Raw genomic sequence first — 21,805 nt, 5'->3', positions numbered from 1 at the left:
CAAAATCCGCTGCGCTCGAGTTTTTCTCAGCTGTTCAGTCGCGCGGGGCATCATGAACAATAATGCATTCCTTGTGCCGTCCAGGCGGATGTTTCTTGCCGGTGCGGCGGGCTTCGGCCTGTCGCTGGTCGCCGGCAATGGACGTGCGGCAACCCGGCCGTTGGTCGACGCGACTTTCCTTTTTTCCAATGACATCCATGCCTGCATCGTTTCGACGGAAGGCCTTGCGCCGAATTGTCAGCAGGAAGGCAAGACCGACGCCAACCTGTTGCGCCACATCGCGGCTCTCAACGCGCTTCCGGGGCAGCTCTGGCCGGAAACGATCGACGGAAAACCGAGCGGCCTTGCCAGCGCCGGAACGAAGATCGTTCGGCCGTCCGGCCTCGTCCTCGGCGGCGATATCACCGACGACGGCGGCGGGCAGGTTCGCGAGCCGCGCGAAGGGCGGCAGCTGCAGCAGTTCCAGAGCCGTTACGAGCATGGCGTCGGACCGCACCACATCCACTATCCTGTCTATGTCGGTCTCGGAAACCATGATCTCGATCAGGACGGCACGCCGCCGAACGTCGATTGGTATCGCCGCGAATTGCGCGACTATGTGGAGCTTACCCATCGTCAGTCGGTCTTCTACAAGCCACAAGTGCCTGTCTCGAACTACGATCCGCTGTCCGACAACTATTCCTGGGACTGGGGCGGACTTCATCTCGTGCAACTGCAGCGCTTCGGCGGGGACCGGAACAAAGGGGCCGTGAGCGGCCTGCCGTGGCTGAAGCGCGACCTCGCCGCCTTCGCCGCCGACGGCCGCCCGGTCGTGTTGTTCCAGCATTATGGCTGGGATGCGTTCTCGACCGAGGTCTGGGACGCTGCGGCAGGAACCTTCGACGATCAGGGCGGCGGCGAGCCGCATTGGTGGAGCCCGGCTGAGCGCGATCGCCTGCTCGCGACGCTTGAGGGCTACAATGTCGTCGGGCTCTTTCATGGGCACGAACATGACCGGGTGATGGCCTATCGCGTCGGTGGACTTGATGTCTTCAAGCCGAAGGCCGCCTATCTCGGCGGCTTCGCGCTGGTCAGAGTGACCGACGAGTTCCTGGATGTGGTCTTCGGAGAGGCACGTGGCGAGACGGGTCGTGCCGCCTTCACCCACGCGTTCAACAGGCGTTTCGGCTGAGATGTCGGCGCCCAAATTCGATGGCTTTTTCGCTCTCTCGATATTTTTGATTTACGTACATCAAAACTTCCTCTAAGGGGTGTCGCGAGGAGGAAGCGATGCGACCAACCGTTCACGATATCGCTGCGGAGGCAGGCGTCAGCCTGGCGACCGTCGACCGGGTTCTGAACAATCGCCCGGGCGTCAGATCTGTGACGCGCGACAAGGTCGAGCGGGCGATCGCGACGCTCGGCTATGTCCGTGACGTCGCCGCGGCCAATCTCGCCAAGGGCCGCAGCTATCCGCTGGTTTTCATTCTTCCCGCCGGCGAGAACACCTTCATGCGCGGACTCGAGGCAGAGGTGAAGGCTGCGATGGCGCGCTCGGCGGCCGAGCGGACGGAAATCGCGCTTATCTGCGTTCCGGCCTTCGACGCGCGCGCCCTGGCGGATGCCCTGGCCGAGGCGCATCGGCGGCAGCCGGCCGGCGTCGCGGTCGTCGCGGTCGACGCGCCGGAGGTGACGCAGGCGGTCAAGCGCCTGCGTGACGATGGCATCGTCGTCGTCACCGTCGTCTCTGACCTGCCGGGATCGGCCCGCGATCATTTCGCCGGCGTCGACAATATTGCGGCTGGCCGCACGGCGGCGAACCTGATGGGCCGCTTCCTCGGTGGGCGCGAGGGGCCGGTGGCGGTGGTCGCCGGATCGATGCTCGTGCGCGACCACCGGGAGCGGCTGGAGGGTTTTCAGGCAGTCATGGGCGAATGCTTCCAACCCCGGCTGCTGCTGCCGGTGGTCGAGGGACAGGATGACGCGTCGCTTGTCGAAAAGCTCGTCGCCTCGCTCCTCGATCGCCACCCGGACATAGCCGGCATCTACAGTCTTGGTGCGGGCAATCGCGGTCTCGTTGCCGCGCTCGAGAAGGCCGGCAAGGCCGAAGCGGTTTGTGCGATTGCGCACGAACTGACGCCCCATAGCCGCGCGGCCCTTCTTTCCGGAACGATCGACGTCCTGCTCAACCAGGACGCGGGCCACGAGATCCGCAGTGCCATCCGAGTGCTGAAAGCCAAGGCGGACGGGCTGCCGGTGATCGAGGCGCAGGAACGCATTCGCATCGACATATTCCTGAAAGACAACCTGCCGAACGGGCAGGCCTAAGGAGGACCAAATGTTTCTCGGACTGGATCTCGGCACGTCCGGCGTCAAGGCCACGCTGATCGACGGCGACCAGAAGATCATCGGCTCCGCCTCGGCCGCGCTCGACGTGTCGCGGCCGCATCCCGGCTGGTCGGAGCAGATCCCGGCCGACTGGTGCCGAGCCGCCGAAGAGGCCATCCAGGGTCTCAAGCAGGCGCATCCGCAAGCGCTCGGCGCGGTGCGCGGCATCGGTCTTTCCGGCCAGATGCACGGCGCGACGCTCGTCGACGAAAGCGACAAGGTGCTGCGCCCCTCCATCCTCTGGAACGATACGCGCAGCTTTCGCCAGGCGGCGGCGCTCGACAGCGATCCGCAATTCCGGGCGCTGACCGGCAACATCGTCTTCCCCGGCTTCACCGCGCCAAAACTCGGCTGGGTGCGCGAAAACGAGCCCGAAATTTTCGCCAAAGTGCGTTGGGTCCTCCTGCCCAAGGATTATCTCCGCCTGTGGCTGACTGGCGAACATATTTCGGAAATGTCGGATTCCGCCGGCACGTCCTGGCTCGATACGGGCAAGCGCAAGTGGTCTGAAAGCCTGCTTGCCGCGACCCACCTCGAAGAGCGGCAGATGCCGGACCTGGTCGAGGGAACGGAGAGCGCCGGCACGCTCCGGCCGGAGCTTGCAAGCCGCTGGGGCATGGGGCCCGGGGTCGTCGTTGCCGGCGGCGCCGGCGACAATGCGGCGTCCGCCTGCGGCATGGGCACCGTTGGAGAAGGACAGGCCTTCGTCTCGCTCGGCACCTCCGGCGTGCTGTTTGCCGCCAATGCCAGCTATCTTCCCAATCCGGAAAGCGCCGTCCATGCCTTCTGCCATGCGCTGCCGAACACCTGGCACCAGATGGGGGTGATCCTCTCGGCGACCGATGCGCTCAACTGGCATTCGGGCGTGACCGGCCGGAGCGCCGCGGAGCTGACGGGCGAGCTCGGCGACACCCTCAAGGCCCCGGGTCCGGTGACGTTCCTGCCCTATCTCTCCGGCGAGCGCACGCCGCACAATGACGCGGCGATCCGTGGCGCCTTTGCCGGTCTCGGCCATGAAAGCTCCCGCGCTACGCTGACACAGGCGGTGCTGGAAGGGGTATCCTTCGCGATCCGCGATAGCCTGGAAGCATTGCGTGCGGCCGGCACGACGCTCAACCGCGTCACCGCGATCGGTGGCGGATCCCGGTCGCGCTACTGGCTGAAGTCGATCGCCACCGCACTCGACCTGCCGGTCGATCTGCCGGCCGACGGCGATTTCGGCGCGGCCTTCGGTGCAGCACGGCTCGGGCTAATCGCCGCCACCGGCGCCGATCCGGTCGCCACCTGCTTTGCGCCGGCGACGGCGGAGACGATCGAGCCGGATGCCTCGCTGGTGGCGGCCTATGAGGACGCCTACCAGCGCTACCGCCGGCTTTATCCCGCAATCAAGGAAGCGACGATGTAACCAAAGGCGACGCGACCGGTCCGCACTGGTCGCCCTGAACGTGAGAATGAAATCGATTACTTTCCACCAAAATGGCCGGTTCCGCCGCAAAAGGTGCCGGCATTCACATAGGAGACAGCCGTGAGCACGGGTTTTTTCGGCGATATCGCCAAGATCAAATATGAAGGGCCGGAGAGCACCAATCCGCTCGCCTTCCGCCACTACAATCCGGACGAGATCGTCCTCGGCAAGCGGATGGAAGACCATCTGCGCTTTGCCGTTGCCTATTGGCACACTTTCGTCTGGCCGGGCGGCGATCCGTTCGGCGGCCAGACCTTTGAACGTCCCTGGTTCAAGGACACGATGGACGCGGCGAAGCTGAAGGCCGACGTGGCCTTCGAATTCTTCCAGCTTCTCGGCGTCCCCTTCTATTGCTTCCATGACGCCGACGTGCGTCCCGAAGGCCGGAACTTCGCCGAGAACACCAGCAACCTCAACGAGATCGTCGATCACTTCGCCGAGAAGCAGGCCGCGACCGGCGTCAAGCTGCTGTGGGGCACGGCGAACCTGTTCTCGAACCGCCGCTATATGGGCGGTGCGGCGACCAACCCCGATCCGGACGTCTTCGCCTTTGCCGCGGCGACGGTGAAGACCTGCATCGACGCGACACAACGGCTCGGCGGCGAGAACTACGTGCTGTGGGGCGGGCGTGAAGGCTATGAGACGTTGCTCAACACCGACCTGAAGCGCGAGCTCGACCAGCTCGGCCGCTTCGTCAACCTCGTCGTCGAGTACAAGCACAAGATCGGCTTCAAGGGCGCGATCCTGATCGAGCCGAAGCCGCAGGAGCCGACCAAGCATCAATACGATTTCGACGTCGCGACCGTCTACGGTTTCCTCAAGAAATACGGCCTCGAGAACGAGGTGAAGGTCAATATCGAGCAGGGCCACGCGATTCTCGCCGGCCATTCCTTCGAGCACGAACTGGCGCTCGCCAATGCGCTCGGCATCTTCGGTTCGATCGACATGAACCGCAACGACTACCAGTCCGGCTGGGACACAGACCAGTTCCCGAACAACGTTCCGGAAATGGCGCTCGCCTATCACCACGTGCTCTCGGGCGGCGGCTTCAAGACCGGCGGCACGAACTTCGATGCGAAGCTCCGCCGCCAGTCGATCGATCCGGAGGATCTGTTGATCGGCCATATCGGCGGCATGGATTGCTGCGCCCGCGGTCTCAAGGCGGCGGCGAAGATGGTCGAGGACAAGGCGCTCTCCGGGCCGCTCGAAAAGCGCTATGCCGGCTGGAACGTGCCGGAGGCGAAGAAGATGCTCGATGGCGGCTTCTCGCTCGATGAGATTGAAGCCTGGGTGCGCAAGGCCGATCTCAATCCACAGCCGAAATCCGGCAGGCAGGAATATCTGGAGAACGTCGTCAACCGCTACGTCTGACGCGGGCGAAGGGTTCGAAGCGGGCTGGCAGGCAGTTGGATTTCATCATGCCTGTCAGCCGCTACTTGCGGTTCATACCTGCATTCGTGACGCAGCCGCGGATGTCATCCGATCCTCTTCGCGACAGGGCAGAAGCCCATTGCCCCTCGCGAAGAATCTGCTAGTTTCTCGCTCCTGCAACGTTGCAGGTATTTAAGATATACCGAAAATTGCGGGGCGAAGCGCTCGAATATCACTCGACCGGCAGGCCGGTGTTTCAGATAACCGATCCACCCAGGAGGAATTTTGAATGAAGACCATCAAGGGACCGGGGCTTTTTCTTGCGCAATTCGCCGGTGATGCGGCGCCGTTCAATTCATGGGACTCGATCACCAAATGGGCGGCCGACTGCGGCTACAGGGGCGTACAGGTCCCGAGCTGGGACGGCCGGCTGTTCGACGTGAGGAAGGCGGCGGAATCGAAAACCTATTGCGACGAGATCGCCGGCAAGGCACGCGACAATGGCATCGAGATCACCGAGCTCTCGACGCATCTGCAGGGCCAGTTGGTGGCGGTGCATCCGGCCTATGACGAGGCCTTCGACGGCTTTGCCGCACCGGAGGTGCGCGGCAATCCCAAGGCGCGCCAGCAATGGGCGGTCGAGCAGGTGAAGCTGGCGCTGACCGCCTCGAAGAACCTCGGCCTCGACGCGATGGCGAGTTTCTCCGGCGCGCTCGCCTGGCCTTTCGTCTATCCCTGGCCGCAGCGTCCGGCGGGCCTTGTGGAGACCGCCTTCGACGAGTTGGCCCGTCGCTGGAAGCCGATCCTCGACCATGCGGAGGATTGCGGCGTCGATGTCTGCTACGAGATCCATCCGGGCGAGGACCTGCACGACGGCATCACCTACGAGATGTTCCTGGAGCGCACCGGCAACCATGCCCGCGCCTGCATGCTCTACGACCCGTCGCACTACGTGCTGCAGTGTCTCGACTATCTCGACAATATCGACATCTACAAGGACCGCATCCGGATGTTCCACGTCAAGGACGCGGAGTTCAACCCGACCGGCCGGCAGGGCGTCTATGGCGGCTACCAGGGCTGGGTGAACCGCGCCGGGCGCTTCCGCTCCCTCGGCGATGGCCAGGTCGATTTCGGCGCGGTGTTCTCCAAGATGGCCGCGAACGATTTCGCCGGCTGGGCGGTGGTCGAGTGGGAATGCTGCCTGAAACATCCGGAGGACGGCGCGCGCGAAGGCGCCGAGTTCGTCAAGGCGCACATCATCCGCGTCACCGAAAAAGCCTTCGACGATTTCGCCGACAGCGGCACGGACGAGGCGGCGAACAGGCGCCTGTTGGGGCTTTAGTTCACTGCCCCTCACCCTAGCCCTCTCCCCGCGGGCGGGGAGAGGACTCCCCACCGTTTAGCAAGAGAGTTTCTGCTCGGCCAAGGAAGGATTGAAGGTGGTGCCGGTTTTCAGCATTGCGCATGCGACGTTGAGGAGGCGGTCGGCGACGGATCGCAGGGCACGACCGTGGCTGTGACCTCGGCTTCGAAGGGCGGCGTACTTCAAACGGCTCCGAGAGTCGTGCTGAATGGCGACGCGTGCCCAATGGTACATGGCGTTGGCGAGCCGGTCGTGGCAGGCCTGTCTTCTGATGACGATGCAGCTCTTGCCGGACCGCTTGGTAACGGGCGCGACTCCTGTCAAACTGCGCAAGGCGGCGTGGTCACGTCGCTGCAGGGCATCGAAGGCTTCTGCGAGCAGCGTGGCGAGGACGATCCTTCCCACTCCCGGCAAGGATGCGAGGATCTCCACGTCATGCTGCTTCCTCTGCCCCGGCTCGGTCGCCTCGGTCGGGACAAGGCGGGCAGTCAGGGTATCGAGCCGCTGATGCGCTTGCTTGAGCTGCCGGTTCACGAGGCGAATGCGGGCAATGAGCGTGGCAATGTGGGCGCTGGCGGCTTCGGTCGTCCCGGCGGCGACCTTGACGGGCGGCGTGCGCAGCACGGCGAGCACATGGGTGGCGTCGACGCGGCGGATGCGGTTGCGTTTGAGAAGCTTGGCGATCGTCGCCGCGCGGATCCGCGCGGCTTTGGCCGGCGTCGGCACGGCTTCCCAGAGATCGAGCAGCCACTCGGCCCCGAGGTCGTTTTCGAGCTCGAGCAGCGCAGGAAAGTAGCGCCAGAGCTGCTCGCGCATGCGGTTGGTCAACCGGTTGCGCTCGGCGCCGAGGTCCTCGGCCATGCGCGACCATTCGCGCAATTCGATGACGACAGGATCGGCGGCGGCAAGCAGCCGGAAGCACCGGCGATCGGTGCGCAAGGCCGAGGCCATCACTTCGGCATCGCGGCTGTCGTCCTTGGCGCCGGCCAGGGTGAACCGGTCGCGAAAGCGATCCATTTGTTTCGGGTTGATGGCATGCACCTGGCAGCCGCGCTCGATCAGCGTCTCGACCACGGGCCCGTGCGGCACCTCGATCGCGACCTGGATTTGCCCGGCCTCGGTTGCACCGCTGGTTGCCGTCAGCCAGGCCGCCAGCTCGGCGAGCCCTTCGCCGCCGTGCCTGAAGACCCTTTCGCCGATTTTCCGGCCATCACCATCCGTGAGGAACACATGATGGCTCTCCGACGCCCAGTCGACGCCGGCATAGAATTGTTTCTGATCGGTCATCCCTTCTCCTCGTCCAAGCCTGCGAGCCACCGCGATCTTCGCCGATCCCTGTACTGGCGCTCGGAAACGGATACAGCTCCGGCGCGGACTCCCCACGGGGCATCGATCACGGCCAATCCGACGGGGCACGCGTCCTCTCCAGGTGGTCGGGCCACGGGGGACAATTGGTTGCTCCCGACGAATCGGCTCGGTTCAGGAAGGCTACGCCAATTTCGGCCATCGTCGCGGGTCATGCTTCATTCCGCTACGCTTCACTTCGCACGACACGCGACGACGGCGTGCAACCCAAGAACCGCCGGAAAAAGGTACAGGGGACTTGCTCACGTTTCCATTGCGGCGGGAGAGGGCAGGTGCCTCATTCGCCCTTCTCCCCGCTCGCGGGGAGAAGGTGCCGGCAGGCGGATGAGGGGCAATTCCATTGCAAACATTCCAGGAGAAAAGCACGATGGCAATCGAGGGAAGCAATACCGAAACTCGTCAGAAGCGGATCCGCCTCGGCATGGTGGGCGGCGGCTCCGGCGCCTTCATCGGCGCCGTGCACCGGATCGCCGCGCGGCTCGACGACCACTACGAGCTGGTCGCCGGCGCTCTGTCGTCGACGCCCGAGAAGGCTGAGGCCTCGGGACGCGAGCTCGGGCTCGACGCGTCGCGCGTCTATTCGGATTTCAAGGAAATGGCGATCCGCGAGGCGAAGCTTAAGAACGGCATCGAAGCGGTGGCGATCGTCACGCCGAACCACGTTCACTACGCCGCGGCCAAGGAGTTCCTGAAGCGCGGCATCCACGTGATCTGCGACAAGCCGCTGACCTCGACGCTCGCCGACGCGAAGAAGCTGAAGAAGGCGGCGGACGACAGCGACGCACTCTTCGTGCTGACGCATAATTATACCGGCTATCCGATGGTGCGGCAGGCGCGCGAGATGATCGCCAATGGCGAGATCGGCGCCGTGCGTCTGGTGCAGATGGAATATCCGCAGGACTGGCTGACGGAAAATATCGAGCAGTCCGGCCAGAAGCAGGCGGCTTGGCGAACCGACCCGGCCCGCTCCGGCGCCGGCGGCTCGACCGGCGATATCGGCACGCACGCCTATAATCTCGGCTGTTTCGTCTCCGGGCTCGAGCTCGACGAGCTTTCGGCCGATCTCGACAGTTTCGTCGCCGGCCGCCAGCTCGACGACAATGCGCATGTGATGCTGCGCTTCAAGGACAAGGACGGGGCGCGGGCCAAGGGCATGCTCTGGTGCAGCCAGGTGGCGCCCGGCCACGAGAACGGCCTGATGGTGCGCGTCTATGGCACCAAGGGCGGTCTCGAATGGGTCCAGAAGGACCCGAACTATCTCTGGCACACGCCGTTCGGCGAGCCGAAGCGGCTGCTGACCCGCGCCGGAGCCGGCGCCTCACCGGCGTCGGCCCGCGTATCGCGCGTCCCCTCGGGCCATCCGGAAGGCTATCTCGAAGGCTTCGCCAATATCTATTCCGAGGCCGCCCGCGCGATTCATGCCAAGCGCAACGGGGAGAAGGTGGACTCCGCTGTCACATATCCGACGATCGACGACGGTATGAAGGGCATGGTCTTCGTCGATGCCTGCGTGCGGTCTTCGCAGCGCAACGGCGCCTGGATCAAGGTCTGAGCTAGACCGGCAAGTTCATGAAGGGCGGGGTGTGCCTCGCCCTTTTTCGTTGACATTTGCTGCCGCGGCTTTAGGCCACGCCCACGACTAGAGCGGCATGGAAGACGCCTGTCTTTTCGCGCGCCCGCTCTCTAATTGGAAACGAATGCAGCCGCGCCCCTTCCGACGCGCTGTGCAGAAGACGGGTCAAGAACGATGATCGAAGCCAAGAAACTCGCAGAACGCTTCCCTGGTGATTTTGTCTTCGGCGTCGCCACCGCCTCCTTCCAGATCGAGGGTGCCAGCAAGGCCGACGGGCGCAAGCCCTCCATCTGGGACGCCTTCTCCAACATGCCCGGCCGCGTTTTCGAGCGCCACAACGGCGACGTCGCCTGCGATCATTACAATCGCCTCGACCAGGATCTCGATCTCATCAAGAGCCTCGGCGTCGAGGCCTACCGCTTCTCGATCGCCTGGCCGCGTATCATCCCGGAAGGCACCGGGCCGATCAACGAGAAGGGGCTGGACTTCTACGACCGGCTCGTCGACGGCCTGAAGGCCCGCGGTATCAGGGCCTTCGCGACGCTTTACCACTGGGACCTGCCACTCGCCTTGATGGGCGATGGCGGTTGGACGGCGCGAACCACCGCCTATGCCTACCAGCGCTATGCCAAGACGGTTATCGCCCGCCTCGGCGACCGGCTCGATGCGGTCGCCACCTTCAACGAGCCCTGGTGCTCGGTGTGGCTCAGCCATCTCTACGGCATCCACGCACCGGGCGAGCGAAACATGGACGCGGCGCTCGCCGCCTTGCATTTCACCAATCTCGCTCATGGCCTGGGTGTTGCGGCTGTCCGCTCGGAGCGGGCGGACCTGTCGGTCGGCATCGTCATCAATGCCCATTCGGTCTATCCCGGCAGCGACAGCGCCGAGGACAAGGCCGCGGCCGAGCGCGCCTTCGACTTCCACAACGGCGTCTTCTTCGGCCCGATCTTCAAGGGCGAATATCCGGAAGGCTTCCTCGCGGCGCTCGGGCCTCGCATGCCGCTGATCGAGGACGGCGACATGGCGACGATCGCCCAGCCGCTCGATTGGTGGGGACTCAACTACTATACGCCGATGCGCGTTTCGGATGATCCGGCGGCCGGCGCCGAATATCCGGCGACGGTCAATGCGAAGCCGGTCACCGACGTGAAGACGGATATCGGCTGGGAGGTTCATGCGCCGGCGCTGGGGGCGCTGGTCGAGACGCTCAACGCCCGCTACACGCTTCCGGATTGCTACATCACCGAGAATGGCGCCTGCTACAACATGGGCGTCGTGAACGGCGTCGTCGACGACCAGCCGCGGCTCGACTACATCTCCGATCACCTGTCGGTGACGGCGGACCTGATCGCAAAGGGCTATCCGATGCGCGGTTATTTCGCCTGGAGCCTGATGGATAATTTCGAATGGGCCGAGGGCTACCGGATGCGCTTCGGCATCGTCCACGTGGACTATGAGACCCAGGTTCGCACGATCAAGAAGAGCGGCCATTGGTACAAGGACCTGGCGGAGCAATTCCCGAAGGGCAACCACAAGCCGGCCTGACCAACTGCCGACGTGGCGGTAGGCGCAGCCGTTCTACACAAAAAGAGTAGACTTTTGCGCCGAGCCGCGGCGTTCGGAAAAATCGTGCCTGTGAAACGGGAGGGCCGAGGGGCATAACAACCTGAACCATACGGCATGGCTGCCATGCCGCGCCCGACATTGAACCGACCGGTTGCCCGATGATAGAAAGTTGCTCTCCCTTTCGAATGCGCTGCCGAGTGCCGGCCTGAGGCGCATTCACCGCTCCCGGCCTACGGCCGGAGACAAGAATTCGAACATCCGAGAGCATCATGTATCCTGATATCGCTGTCATCCCTCCACCGGAGGCGACCGGACAATGACCATTCCTGCATCCACGATTGCCAGTGACGATGCCGCCGTCGTCTTCGACGGCGTTTCCAAGCGCTTTCCGGCGTCCGGCGAAAGCGCTGCCTTCACGGCGCTCAACAATGTCAGCCTGACGGTCGCGCGCGGCTCGATCACCGGCATCATCGGCCGGTCCGGCGCCGGCAAGTCCACGCTGATCCGGCTGGTCAATGGGCTGGAGAAACCGTCGAGCGGCAAGGTGCGCGTCGACGGTGTCGATGTCGGCGCGCTCGACGAAGGCGGATTGCGCAACCTGCGGCGCTCGGTCGGCATGATCTTCCAGCACTTCAATTTGCTGTCGTCGAGGACCGTCTTCGGCAACGTCGCGCTGCCGCTGGAAATTGCCGGTATGGACCGCCGTGCGATCGATGAGCGCGTACGACCGCTTATCGACCTCGTCGGGCTTGCCGACAAGCATGGCCGCTACCCGGCCGAGCTTTCCGGCGGCCAGAAGCAGCGCATCGGCATTGCCCGGGCGCTGGCGACAGAGCCGAAGCTCTTGCTCTCCGACGAGGCGACCTCGGCGCTCGATCCGGAAACGACCCAGTCGATCCTCGAACTCCTCAAGCGCATCAATGCCGAGCTCGGGCTGACGGTCCTGCTGATCACCCATGAGATGGAGGTTGTGAAGGCCGTCACCTCGGACGTCGCAGTGATCGACAAGGGCGAAATCGTCGAACGCGGCCAGACCTTCGACGTCTTCACCCATCCGAAGCACGGGACGACGCAGGCGCTGCTTTCCGGGCTGCCGGGGTCGAAACTGCCGGAAGCCATTGCCAGGGGCCTGGCGCCTGCCGCCGCATTCGGTGGCCGGGTCGTTGTCCGTCTCACCTTCTTCGGCGCCGCGGCCGAGCGGCCGCTGATTTCCCGGCTCATCCAGTCGATCGGCGCCGAGGTCAACATCATCGCCGGTACGATCGACGAGATCGGCGGCAAGCCTTACGGGTCGCTCGTCGTCGCCTATGGCGCGGATCCGGAAACCGTGGCAAAGGCCGAACGTTTCTTCTTAGGGAACGGGCTGGTCACGGAGGTGCTCGGCTATGTCGCCTGATCTGCTGCTTCTCATCGGCAAGGCCACGCTCGATACGTTGCGGATGGTGGCGATCGCCGGCTTCATCGGCGCACTGATCGGCTTGCCGATCGGCATCTTCCTGGCGACCAGCGGCAAGGGCGAGCTGTTTCCGGCCCCCAATGTCAACCGCGCCGTCGGGCTTATCGTCAATGCGACGCGATCGACGCCGTTCATCATCCTGGTCGTGGCGATCATCCCGTTCACCAGGCTCGTCACCGGCACCTCGATCGGCACCAAGGCGGCGATCGTGCCGCTGACGATCGCAACCATCCCGTTCTTCGCCCGCCTCGTCGAAGCGGCAATCCGCGACGTCGACAAGGGCCTGATCGAGGCGGCGCGCGCCATGGGCGCGACGCCGATGCAGATCGTCTTCAAGGTGCTGCTCGCCGAGGCCCGGCCGGCGCTGACGCTGGCGCTCACCATGACGATCGTCAGCCTTATCGGCTATTCGGCGATGGTCGGCGCCGTCGGCGGCGGCGGCCTCGGCGATCTCGGCATCCGCTACGGCTACCAGCGCTTCATGCCCGACGTCATGCTGATCGTCGTCGTCGTCCTGATCGTGCTCGTACAACTCGTCCAGAGTGCCGGCGACCGCCTGGCGCGCCGCTTCGACAAGCGCAGCCGCAAGACGTGAACTTTCCTCCCACACGCGACTTCCTTCAGATAACAAGGAGCCTCCCATGAAGAAAATCCTTCTCGCAGCATCGCTCGCCCTTGCCTTCGCGGCCGGTGCGGCCAGCGCCGAAACCATCAAGGTCGGCGTGACACCAGGCCCGCATGCCCAGATTATGGAAAAGGTCAAGGAAGTGGCGGCCGGCAAGGGCCTCGACATCGAGATCCTCGAATTCTCCGACTATGTCGTGCCGAACCAGGCGCTTGCCGATGGCGAGCTCAACGCCAACTCCTTCCAGCACAAGCCCTATCTCGACAATCAGGTCGCCGACCGCGGCTATGACATCGTCAGCGTCGCCTATACGGTCAACTTCCCGATGGGCGTCTATTCGAAGAAGGTGAAGAGCCTGGAAGAGCTTGCCGAGGGTGCCACGGTCGCGATCCCGAACGACCCGACCAATGGCGGCCGCGCGCTGCTGATCCTTGCCGACAAGGGCTTGATCAAGCTCAAGGAAGGCGCTGGTCTCAAGGTCGGCCCGGCCGACGTGGCCGAAAATCCGAAGAACCTCACCTTCGCCGAACTCGATGCCGCCCAGCTGCCGCGCTCTCTCGACGATGTCGATGCCGCCGTCATCAACACCAACTATGCGCTCGAAGCCGGCCTCGACCCCTCCAAGGATCCGATCGCCCGCGAAGGCGAGAAGGCGCCTTATGTCAACATCATCGCCATCAACGGCAAGGACAAGGACGCGCCCTGGGTCAAGACGCTGATCGAGTCCTATCACAACGACGCGGTAAAGACGTTCGTCAACGACACCTTCAAGGGATCGGTCATCGCCGGCTGGTGAATTGAGGCGGATCTCCCCTCGCGTCGATTGCCCCTCTCCTCGGGTTTTAACCCGAGGACTAACCCTCTCCCCGCAAGCGGGGCGAGGGGACCTCGGCAGCGCCCCTACTATTGATGTCTGAACTAACCGGGCACGCGGAAATGAAGGGGCTGGAGCGGCGCCGCGAGTCCCCTTCGCCCCGCTTGCGGGGAGAAGGTGGCCGGCAGGCCGGATGAGGGGAGAATCCCACTATGCAAGGCTGCGCATCCTGACACGCGGCTTCCATTGATCGACGCAGACACCGCGCTATTTCTTTCCGCTTTCGAGGGAGGAAAACACATGAAGGGTCAATGCCTGTGCGGCGCGGTGCGCTATGAGGCGAAGCGAGCACCGATCTATTCCGGATTCTGTCATTGCCGCGATTGCCAGCGGGCCACCGGGACCGGCCACAGCTGCTACATGATCTTCTCGCGTGTCGATGTCGACTACGCGGGCGAGCTACGCTCCTTCCAGACATTGGCAGAAAGCGGCAACGTGTCGACCCGTCATTTCTGCCCTGCCTGCGGCAGCCAGCTCTTCGCTTCGGGCCCGCCGGATGACGACCAATGGACGGTTTTTGCGGGCACGCTCGACGAAACAGCGCTGTTTGAACCGACAAATGCGGTCTTCACCCGCAGCCGCCCGCATTGGGACCGGCCCGCTCTCCGCGTCGATGAGTACGAGACGCTGCCGGTCTGAATGGCCTGAATTGACAACCGGGCGACGGTCACGTCTAACGTCGACATGCGTGTTCAGCTTTCCACCTTCGACCGGTCGCTTCTGTCCGGCGAGCAAGGCGAGGCTGCCGCCTTCGCCATGCGGCTGCTTGTCCGCTTCGCCGAGGCCGTCGGCGCCGCGCGCTTCGTCGATATCGAAGCGGCGCATATCGACGGCTGTCTCTACCTCGGCGAGGTGAGCCTCGATTTCGTCGAGCACCTGCTGCGTCTCGGTGGCCGCGTTCGCGTGCCGACGACGCTGAATGTCGGCTCCGTCGATCTCATCCATCCGGAACTTTTTCATGGCAGCGACGAGGTCGGCCGGGGCGGGGCGCGGCTGATGAAGGCGCATGAGGAACTCGGCTGCGTGCCGACCTTCACCTGTGCGCCCTATCAGACGATCTTCCGGCCGCGCTTCGGCGCCCAGATCGCCTGGGCCGAATCGAACGCCATCGTCTTTGCCAATTCCGTGCTTGGCGCGCGCACAAACCGCTACGGCGATTTCATCGACCTCTGTTGCGCCTTGACCGGCCGCGCGCCCTATTACGGGCTGCATGTCGGCGAGAACCGCCGCGCGCGCACCCTTGTCGAGGTCGAGAGCTTGCCCGAGGAATGGGCGGAAGCGGGGCTTGCCTGCGTCGCCGTCGGGCATGCGATCGGCCGGCGCTGCGGCGACCGGGTGCCGGCGATCACCGGCCTGCCGCCCTCGACGAGCGAGGACGATCTGAAGGCGCTCGGGGCCGTCGCCGCTTCCGCGGGTGCTGTTGCGCTGTTCCATGCCGTCGGGCTGACGCCGGAGGCGCCGACGGTCGATGCGGCCTTCCAGGGGCGAGCGCCGGAAGAGGTGATCCGGCTGGCGGCGACGGACCTCCGAGAGACCGTTCATAAGCTGTCGACGGTTCCGGACGGAACGCCGCTGACCGCCGTCAGTCTGGGCACGCCGCATTTCTCGCTTGCCGAGTTCGAGCGGCTGATGCCGTTGATCGACGGCGCGCGACCGATGATCGACGTCTATGTCAACACCCATCGGGCGGTGCTCGAGGAATTGCAGCGACGCGGCTGGGACGAGCGCCTGAGTGCAGCCGGCATCACGCTGGTCATCGATACCTGCACCTATGTGACGGCGGTGATGCGTGACCTGTCCGGCACCGTCATGACCAATTCCGGCAAATGGGCCTATTACGCGCCCGGCAACATCGGCGTCGACGTCGCCTTCGGATCGCTTGCGGACTGCGTCGCGTCGGCTCGGGCCGGCAAGGTGGTGCGGCTGTGACGGTGCGACTTGAGGCGACGACGCTGGTGAGTGGATCGTCGCAGGCAGAAACGCTGGTGCTGTCTGAGCCTTTGAGCTTCTGGGGCGGCCTCGACTCGGCGACCGGGCGGATCATCGACCAGTGGCATCCCGAGAAGAACGAGGTGATGAGCGGCCGAATCCTGGTGATGCGGGCAGGACGCGGCTCGAGTTCCGGGAGCTCGGTGCTGGCGGAAGCGCTACGGCGCGGCACCGGGCCGGCAGGTATCGTGCTGCTGGCGCGCGACGCGATCGTCACCGTCGGGGCGATGGTCGCGGCCGAGCTGTATGGCAAGACCTGTCCCGTGGTCCTTGCCAGCGAGGCGGATTGGGCGGCGATCACCGGTGCTGGATACCTCGCGATCGAGGCGGGCGAGGATACCGCGACGATCGATCTTGATGCTGGTTGAAGAACTCGCATTCAGTGGGGAGTATTTGGTTTGAGGAGCGATTGCCCCTCACCCTGGCCCTCTCCCCGCTTGCGGGAGAGGGGATGTAGGCGGCGCCGCGCGGTTCCGCGGGGAGAGGGACTTCAGAGGGTGCTGCGAGTCTCCTTCGCCCCGCTTGCGGGGAGAAGGTGGCCGGCAGGCCGGATGAGGGGCGGACAGTTCAGCTTCCCAAATGCCGCTCGCCGCGCTTCTTCGCCAGTGCGATCTGCCGCTGCCGCTCCCGGTAGCGCTCGCGGTCCTCCTCGGTGCGAACCGCGTGGCAATGGACGCAGGAGACGCCCTCCTCGTGATGGGGAGATAGGACGTCTTCCGGTGTCAAAGGCTGGCGGCAGGCGTGACAGAGCGTGTGCTCGCCCTCCGCAAGGCCATGGGTAACGGAGACGCGTTCGTCGAAGACGAAGCAGGCGCCGTCCCAGAGGCTTTCCTCCGCCGGGATCTGCTCGAGATATTTCAGGATGCCGCCCTTGAGGTGGTAGACCTCTTCAAAACCCTGTTCCTTCATGAAGGCGGTCGCCTTCTCGCAGCGAATGCCGCCGGTGCAGTACATGGCGATCTTCGGCTTGTTGTGCAGGCCGGTGTGGTTGCGGACCCAGTCGGGAAACTCGCGGAACGTCTTGGTCTGCGGATCGACGGCGCCGCGAAACAGGCCGATCGCCGTCTCGTAGTCGTTGCGCGTATCGATGACCAGCGTCTCCGGATCGGCGATCAGCGCGTTCCAGTCCTTCGGTTCCACATAGGTGCCGACCACCTGGTTGGGGTCGATGGTCTCGACGCCCATGGTGACGATCTCCTTCTTCAGCCGCACCTTCATGCGCAGGAAGGGCATGGCCGCCGCCCGGCTTTCCTTGTGTTCGAGGCCGGTGAATTCAGGCTGTGCGGTGAGGTAGGCAAGCACCGTGGCAATGCCCGCCTCGGTGCCGGCGATCGTGCCGTTGATGCCTTCATGCGCGAGCAGCAGCGTGCCCTTTACGCCATTGGCGTCGCAGACAGCCTGCAGCGGCCCGCGGAATTCGGCGAAGCGCGGAAAGGCAACGAAATGGTAGAGCGCGGCCACCAGAAACTGGCCCTGCGCCTCCGGGCGCGGTGTCGTGAGCATGTCGGTCATGGGGCACGCAAATACAGCTTTCGCGGTTCAAGCGCAATTGCGACGGGCCGCGCCGGAACGTCCCACCGGCGTTAGCGGTCCGCTTCGAGCCATAGCAGCTTCACGGTGCGGCTTTCGCACTTCGGATCATCCAGGAAGACGTTCCCGGCCCGCTGCAGGGCGGCCATCCTCAGTTGCTCCTGGCGCGCGATGATGGCGGAAAGCAGGTGAGCCTGGTTCTGGCTGTCTCCGGCGAGATCAGGCTCCTCGTTGATGAGAGAGGTCATCGTGGCAAGGTCGTTCAGATGACCAAGGACGTCGACCAGTTCCTTGGTTTCGGCCCGCTTCGCCTGCATTGCAGACGGCCACGCCTCGCGCAGCAGCGCCAGATGCATCCTGTAGTCCTGGGCGCGCTTGCGCAGTTCGTGGAAGAGCCCAGCCTCCGTGCCTGTATCGCAGGCGGCCTTCGCACGCGCGGCGCGCTTCAATGTTCTCCGCCAGCCTTTTTCCAGTCGGCTGGCGGAACTTCGTCTGCCGTCGTCGAACGAAACATGACCGAGAGCAGCGAGTGCCTGATCGCAATTGACGATGGTCGATTCAATCTTTCCGTCGAGGTCGGTCTCGCCTTCGGCAATCCGGTCGCGGCGCTCGGCGAGGATCGAGCAGATCTTGTCGAGCGCGACCTGCTGCTCTTCGCTGGCCGCATGCTCGCGCAGATAGGTGGCGTTCTCGACGAGGGCGGCGGCGTCGCGAACGGTCGAGAGATTGCGCGCCATGCCGCGGATGCGATCGTTTTCCTGCTTCTGAAAGAGAGGGGCATCCGAGGCGACGAGCCGGTAGAGCGAACGCAGGCGCTTGAAGCTCTTGCGGGCGTCGTGGATAGCCTCGTGCACGCCCGCCGGCTGCTCATCGAGCACCTTCACCGCACACTCGATCTGCTCGGCACCGACGGCGCGAAAGTCCTCGGTAAAGGGGCGGCCCGGATTGAAGGCGTAGGTCATGGCTGTTCGACCAACAGCCCCTCGGTGGCAAGCGCCTGGTTGGAATAGCGGCGGTCTCCGGTGATCTCGCGGCCCAGCCAGGCCGGCAGGGCGGGCGAGTCCGTCTCCTTCTTCATCTCCACCTCGGCGACGATCAAGCCCTCGAGCGCACCCTCGTAGACATCGACCTCCCAGGTGAAGCCCTTGTGCGGCACGCGATAGCGGCGCTTCTCGATCACGACGCCGACGGCCTGGGTCAGCAATTCGCGGGCGTCTTCCATCGGCAGGTCATATTCGTACTCGTTGCGCACAAGCGACGACTTGCCGATCTTGACGGTAAGGCGCGCCCATTTGTTGCCGTGGATCCGAACGCGCACCGAGCGGTCTTCCATGGTCGCGACATAGGCCTGACGAAGCTTGATGCCCTTGTCCGCCTGCTGTCGCCAGCCGTCGGACGCAACCAGGAACTTGCGCTCTATCTCCTTCGCCATGGATATCCCGCCATTCGAGAGGTCGACCATTACGAAACTATCCGATTGTAGCGGAGGCTCAAGCCATCTCTTTGTGCTACCTCATATTTTATCGTCTGCTTGCAGAGGTCGCGGGACTGTGCGCGCCTTTCGGTCTCGACATTGCCCGGCAGGAAGAGTATGCGGGGTGCAGATTCAATCGTTTTAAAAGGACGGCGGGCATGAGCGCGAAGACCGACAAGCTTCTTTCCATCCTCAAGCTGCAACCGGTTGTGCCGGTGCTGGTGATCGACGATGCGGCAACCGCGGTTCCGCTCGCCCGGGCGCTCGTCGCCGGCGGCCTGAAGGCGATCGAGATCACGCTGCGCACGCCGGCGGCGCTCGAGGCGATCCGCGCCGTCGCGAACGAGGTCGAAGGGGCGGTTGCCGGTGCCGGAACGATCCTTAACGCCGCCCAGTTCGAAGAGTCCGTCAAGGCCGGTTCCGAATTCATCGTCAGCCCCGGCACGACGCAGGAGCTGATCGATGTCGCCAACGACCACGAAGTCCCGCTGCTGCCGGGGGCGGCGACGGCAAGCGAGGTCATGGGGCTGCGCGAGGAAGGTTATGATGTGATGAAATTCTTCCCGGCCGAGCAGGCCGGCGGCGCGGCCTATCTGAAGTCGCTTTCCTCACCGCTAGCAGGCACCTTTTTCTGCCCGACCGGCGGCATTTCGCTTGCCAATGCGCGCGACTATCTTTCGCTGCCGAACGTCGTCTGCGTCGGTGGATCCTGGGTGGCGCCGAAGGACCTGGTCGCCAAGGGCGACTGGGCCGGCATCACCAGGCTCGCCGCCGAAGCCTTTGCGCTCAAGGGCTGAGCGGACGCAACACAGGGTGATCCAAGAAGCCGGACTCTCGTCCGGCTTTTTCATGTTCGGTTCGTGTTTGTATTTTCACCTGCCGGTTCCTATGTCTCACTCCGACAACGACGACGCAGAGAGGCTGCCGCTTCCGCGCGTCAAACCTAAGGAGCGAGGGCCGATGTTCGACGCGAAGAAATTGCTGGATCAGTTCTTGGGTTCCCAGGTGCCCGGCGCCGGCGGCACGGTTCGCGGCCGCGCCGATCAGGTGACCCAACTCGCCAAGGACAATCCGCTGGCGACCGGCGCGATCGCGGCCGTGCTGCTCGGCACGAAGTCAGGACGCAATCTGGCCGGCAATGCGGCTGTTCTCGGCGGTCTGGCGGCGATCGCCGGCCTTGGCTACCAGGCCTACAAGAACTATCAGGCCGGGCAGGCGCCGCAGCCAGCGTCGCGTGCACCCGCCCAACTGCCGCCGCCCCCTGCTGATTCCGGTTTCGCGGCGCCGCAAGCGCTCAGCAATGACTTCGCGCTGGTGCTCGTTCGCGCCATGATCGCCGCGGCCCGGGCGGACGGCCATATCGACGAGACCGAGCGTCGCCGGATCATCGACAAGCTCGCCGTTTCGGGTCTCTCCCCGGATGCTGCGGCTTTTCTCGAAACGGAACTCGCCAATCCCATTGATCTCGACGCCATCGTCGCCGCCGGCAAGACGGAAGAGGAACGGGTCGAGATCTATACGGCCTCGCGCCTGGCGATCGAGCCGGATGGCCGGGCCGAGCGCGGCTATCTCGATCTTCTCGCCGGCCGGCTCGGGCTTGCCGACGCACTCGTCGACCACATCGAGGCGACGGTTTCGGCGGCAAAGGTGTCGGTCTGACGCTGACACGATCGCTTCCGTCGATCGGACGCATCACGAGTTTGAATTTGTCACCGTTCGGCATCCATCCTATTGCGAGGACAATAGGATGGAGGGGAGTGATCGATGCGGGATCTTGCCAATTGGAAGGGATGTCCGGCGCCGCAGCCGGTGTTGATCGAGGGCCGATACGTGCGGCTGGAGCCCTATGACCGGGCAGTGCACCTCGAGCCGCTCTGGCACGATGCCTTCGGCGGCCTGGCGATCAACCCGCTGCTCAAATACTTCACCCAGGACGATTTTTCGGGGATCGAGGCCTTCGATGCCTGGCTCTCGGCCGTTCAGGCGAAATCCGGCTGGATCACCGAGGTGTTTCGCGACAGGGCGACCGGTAATGTCGTCGGCATGGCGAACTATATGCGGGCAGATCCCGCCAATGGCGTCGTCGAGGTCGGCGGCGTGGCGCACGGGCCGGCCATGGCGCGTTCGCCGCTTTCGACGGAAGCGCACTACCTGATGGCAAGGCACGTCTTCGAGGATCTCGGCTATCGTCGTTACGAGTGGAAATGCCACAGCGAGAACCAGCCGAGCCGCACCACTGCGCTCCGGCTCGGTTTCACCTTCGAAGGCATTTTCCGCCAGCACATGATTTCCAAGCACGGCAATCGGGACACGGCCTGGTTCTCGATGATCGACGGCGAATGGCCGCTCCTCAAGGCCGCTTTCGAGGGCTGGCTGTCGCCCGACAATTTCGATAGCGAAGGACACCAGAAGCGACGGCTTGAAGATATCCGTGCGGAGCTGGCGACAAAGGAGCAAGCGTGAGCATGCCCGGGAGGAAGGAAAAGTCGCCGGCAATCGCGGCCGCGATCATCCTGGCGGTCGTCGGCATCGGCTTCTTCGTGCTGCCATCGATCATGATGCGGCTCGGCGACATTTCCCCCTGGCTCGCCGCCGGTGTCGGGGCGCTTTTCGTTCTCGGCTTCTTCCTGATCTTCTGGCTCCGCGCCCGCCATCAGCGCCGGCGGGGGCTTTGATCGGGGTGGATTCGTAGAAGTTGGCGATTTGGGTGCTGTCGAGGTTCGTCCCTCACCCTAACCCTCTCCCCGCAAGCGGGGCGAGGGGACTGGAGGACGCGGCTTGACC

21 protein-coding genes are annotated in these 21,805 nt (G+C 64.3%); 17 read left to right on the top strand and 4 right to left on the bottom strand.

The genetic code is table 11. From position 1 onward, the window contains the following. Positions 1–88 precede the first annotated feature (88 nt). The 5 genes from NGR_RS25890 to NGR_RS25870 all read left to right on the top strand — a co-directional run bounded on the left by NGR_RS25890 (position 89) and on the right by NGR_RS25870 (position 6,545). Positions 89–1,171 (top strand): metallophosphoesterase, encoded by a 1,083-nt coding sequence (locus tag NGR_RS25890; RefSeq protein ID WP_164924681.1) that lies wholly within the window; start codon positions 89–91, stop codon positions 1,169–1,171. Positions 1,172–1,269: 98 nt separating this feature from the next. Next, a complete protein-coding gene (locus NGR_RS25885) occupies positions 1,270–2,307 on the top strand; it encodes a LacI family DNA-binding transcriptional regulator (RefSeq protein ID WP_012709447.1) in 1,038 nt (345 codons plus the stop codon). Positions 2,308–2,317: 10 nt separating this feature from the next. Next, a complete protein-coding gene (xylB, locus tag NGR_RS25880) occupies positions 2,318–3,772 on the top strand; it encodes a xylulokinase (protein ID WP_012709446.1) in 1,455 nt (484 codons plus the stop codon). 120 nt (positions 3,773–3,892) lie between these two features. Then, a complete protein-coding gene (xylA, locus tag NGR_RS25875) occupies positions 3,893–5,203 on the top strand; it encodes a xylose isomerase (RefSeq protein WP_012709445.1) in 1,311 nt (436 codons plus the stop codon). Positions 5,204–5,492: 289 nt separating this feature from the next. Further along, a complete protein-coding gene (locus tag NGR_RS25870) occupies positions 5,493–6,545 on the top strand; it encodes a sugar phosphate isomerase/epimerase family protein (protein WP_012709444.1) in 1,053 nt (350 codons plus the stop codon). A gap of 57 nt (positions 6,546–6,602) precedes the next feature. On the opposite strand, the gene NGR_RS25865 is transcribed toward NGR_RS25870, so the two are convergent. After that, positions 6,603–7,853: an IS110 family transposase gene (locus NGR_RS25865; protein WP_012707134.1), complete on the bottom strand. Its 1,251-nt coding sequence runs from the start codon at positions 7,851–7,853 to the stop codon at positions 6,603–6,605. A gap of 445 nt (positions 7,854–8,298) precedes the next feature. Between NGR_RS25865 and NGR_RS25860 the strand changes: the two genes are divergently transcribed. From NGR_RS25860 to NGR_RS25825, 8 genes are all read left to right on the top strand, one after another. Then, complete coding sequence (locus NGR_RS25860; protein ID WP_012709443.1) at positions 8,299–9,483, top strand: Gfo/Idh/MocA family protein; 1,185 nt, start codon at positions 8,299–8,301, stop codon at positions 9,481–9,483. Between the two features lie 195 nt (positions 9,484–9,678). Next, on the top strand, positions 9,679–11,052 hold the full coding sequence (locus NGR_RS25855; protein ID WP_012709442.1) for a GH1 family beta-glucosidase: 1,374 nt from the start codon (positions 9,679–9,681) through the stop codon (positions 11,050–11,052). A gap of 337 nt (positions 11,053–11,389) precedes the next feature. Next, positions 11,390–12,469, top strand: a complete 1,080-nt coding sequence (locus NGR_RS25850) for a methionine ABC transporter ATP-binding protein (protein WP_012709441.1) — start codon at positions 11,390–11,392, stop codon at positions 12,467–12,469. Further along, a complete protein-coding gene (locus tag NGR_RS25845) occupies positions 12,459–13,124 on the top strand; it encodes a methionine ABC transporter permease (RefSeq protein ID WP_012709440.1) in 666 nt (221 codons plus the stop codon). Before NGR_RS25850 ends, NGR_RS25845 begins: the two co-directional genes overlap by 11 nt. A gap of 46 nt (positions 13,125–13,170) precedes the next feature. Next, on the top strand, positions 13,171–13,950 hold the full coding sequence (locus NGR_RS25840; protein WP_012709439.1) for a MetQ/NlpA family ABC transporter substrate-binding protein: 780 nt from the start codon (positions 13,171–13,173) through the stop codon (positions 13,948–13,950). Positions 13,951–14,268: 318 nt separating this feature from the next. Next, positions 14,269–14,667 carry a GFA family protein gene (locus NGR_RS25835; protein WP_012709438.1) on the top strand — a complete coding sequence of 133 codons (399 nt, stop codon included), beginning with the start codon at positions 14,269–14,271 and terminating at the stop codon, positions 14,665–14,667. Positions 14,668–14,712: 45 nt separating this feature from the next. After that, entirely contained in the window at positions 14,713–15,957 is a 1,245-nt protein-coding gene (locus NGR_RS25830; RefSeq protein WP_012709437.1) for an aconitase X, read from the top strand. After that, positions 15,954–16,385: an aconitase X swivel domain-containing protein gene (locus NGR_RS25825; protein ID WP_012709436.1), complete on the top strand. Its 432-nt coding sequence runs from the start codon at positions 15,954–15,956 to the stop codon at positions 16,383–16,385. The genes NGR_RS25830 and NGR_RS25825 overlap by 4 nt, the downstream gene beginning before the upstream one ends. A gap of 199 nt (positions 16,386–16,584) precedes the next feature. On the opposite strand, the gene NGR_RS25820 is transcribed toward NGR_RS25825, so the two are convergent. The 3 genes from NGR_RS25820 to NGR_RS25810 form a co-directional block, all read right to left on the bottom strand. Next, positions 16,585–17,529 (bottom strand): rhodanese-related sulfurtransferase, encoded by a 945-nt coding sequence (locus NGR_RS25820; protein ID WP_012709435.1) that lies wholly within the window; start codon positions 17,527–17,529, stop codon positions 16,585–16,587. A gap of 71 nt (positions 17,530–17,600) precedes the next feature. Beyond that, a complete protein-coding gene (locus NGR_RS25815) occupies positions 17,601–18,509 on the bottom strand; it encodes a CHAD domain-containing protein (protein WP_012709434.1) in 909 nt (302 codons plus the stop codon). Beyond that, the gene (locus NGR_RS25810) at positions 18,506–18,979 is read right to left on the bottom strand and encodes a CYTH domain-containing protein (RefSeq protein ID WP_012709433.1); all 474 of its coding nucleotides are present in this window, start codon (positions 18,977–18,979) and stop codon (positions 18,506–18,508) included. The genes NGR_RS25815 and NGR_RS25810 overlap by 4 nt, the downstream gene beginning before the upstream one ends. 200 nt (positions 18,980–19,179) lie before the next feature. Here NGR_RS25810 and NGR_RS25805 point away from each other — a divergent pair, with 200 nt between their 5' ends. The 4 genes from NGR_RS25805 to NGR_RS25790 all read left to right on the top strand — a co-directional run bounded on the left by NGR_RS25805 (position 19,180) and on the right by NGR_RS25790 (position 21,696). Continuing rightward, positions 19,180–19,818, top strand: a complete 639-nt coding sequence (locus NGR_RS25805) for a 2-dehydro-3-deoxy-phosphogluconate aldolase (protein WP_012709432.1) — start codon at positions 19,180–19,182, stop codon at positions 19,816–19,818. A gap of 163 nt (positions 19,819–19,981) precedes the next feature. Beyond that, a complete protein-coding gene (locus tag NGR_RS25800; RefSeq protein WP_012709431.1) occupies positions 19,982–20,680 on the top strand; it encodes a tellurite resistance TerB family protein in 699 nt (232 codons plus the stop codon). 105 nt (positions 20,681–20,785) lie between these two features. Continuing rightward, entirely contained in the window at positions 20,786–21,484 is a 699-nt protein-coding gene (locus NGR_RS25795) for a GNAT family N-acetyltransferase (protein ID WP_012709430.1), read from the top strand. Next, positions 21,481–21,696 (top strand): hypothetical protein, encoded by a 216-nt coding sequence (locus NGR_RS25790; protein ID WP_164924491.1) that lies wholly within the window; start codon positions 21,481–21,483, stop codon positions 21,694–21,696. Before NGR_RS25795 ends, NGR_RS25790 begins: the two co-directional genes overlap by 4 nt. Positions 21,697–21,805 lie beyond the last annotated feature (109 nt).

This window comes from Sinorhizobium fredii NGR234 (genome assembly GCF_000018545.1).
Taxonomy (GTDB): Bacteria; Pseudomonadota; Alphaproteobacteria; order Rhizobiales; family Rhizobiaceae; genus Sinorhizobium; species Sinorhizobium fredii_A.
The sequence above is the reverse complement of the archived record's forward strand: the minus strand, read 5'-3'. Positions and strand labels throughout refer to the sequence as shown.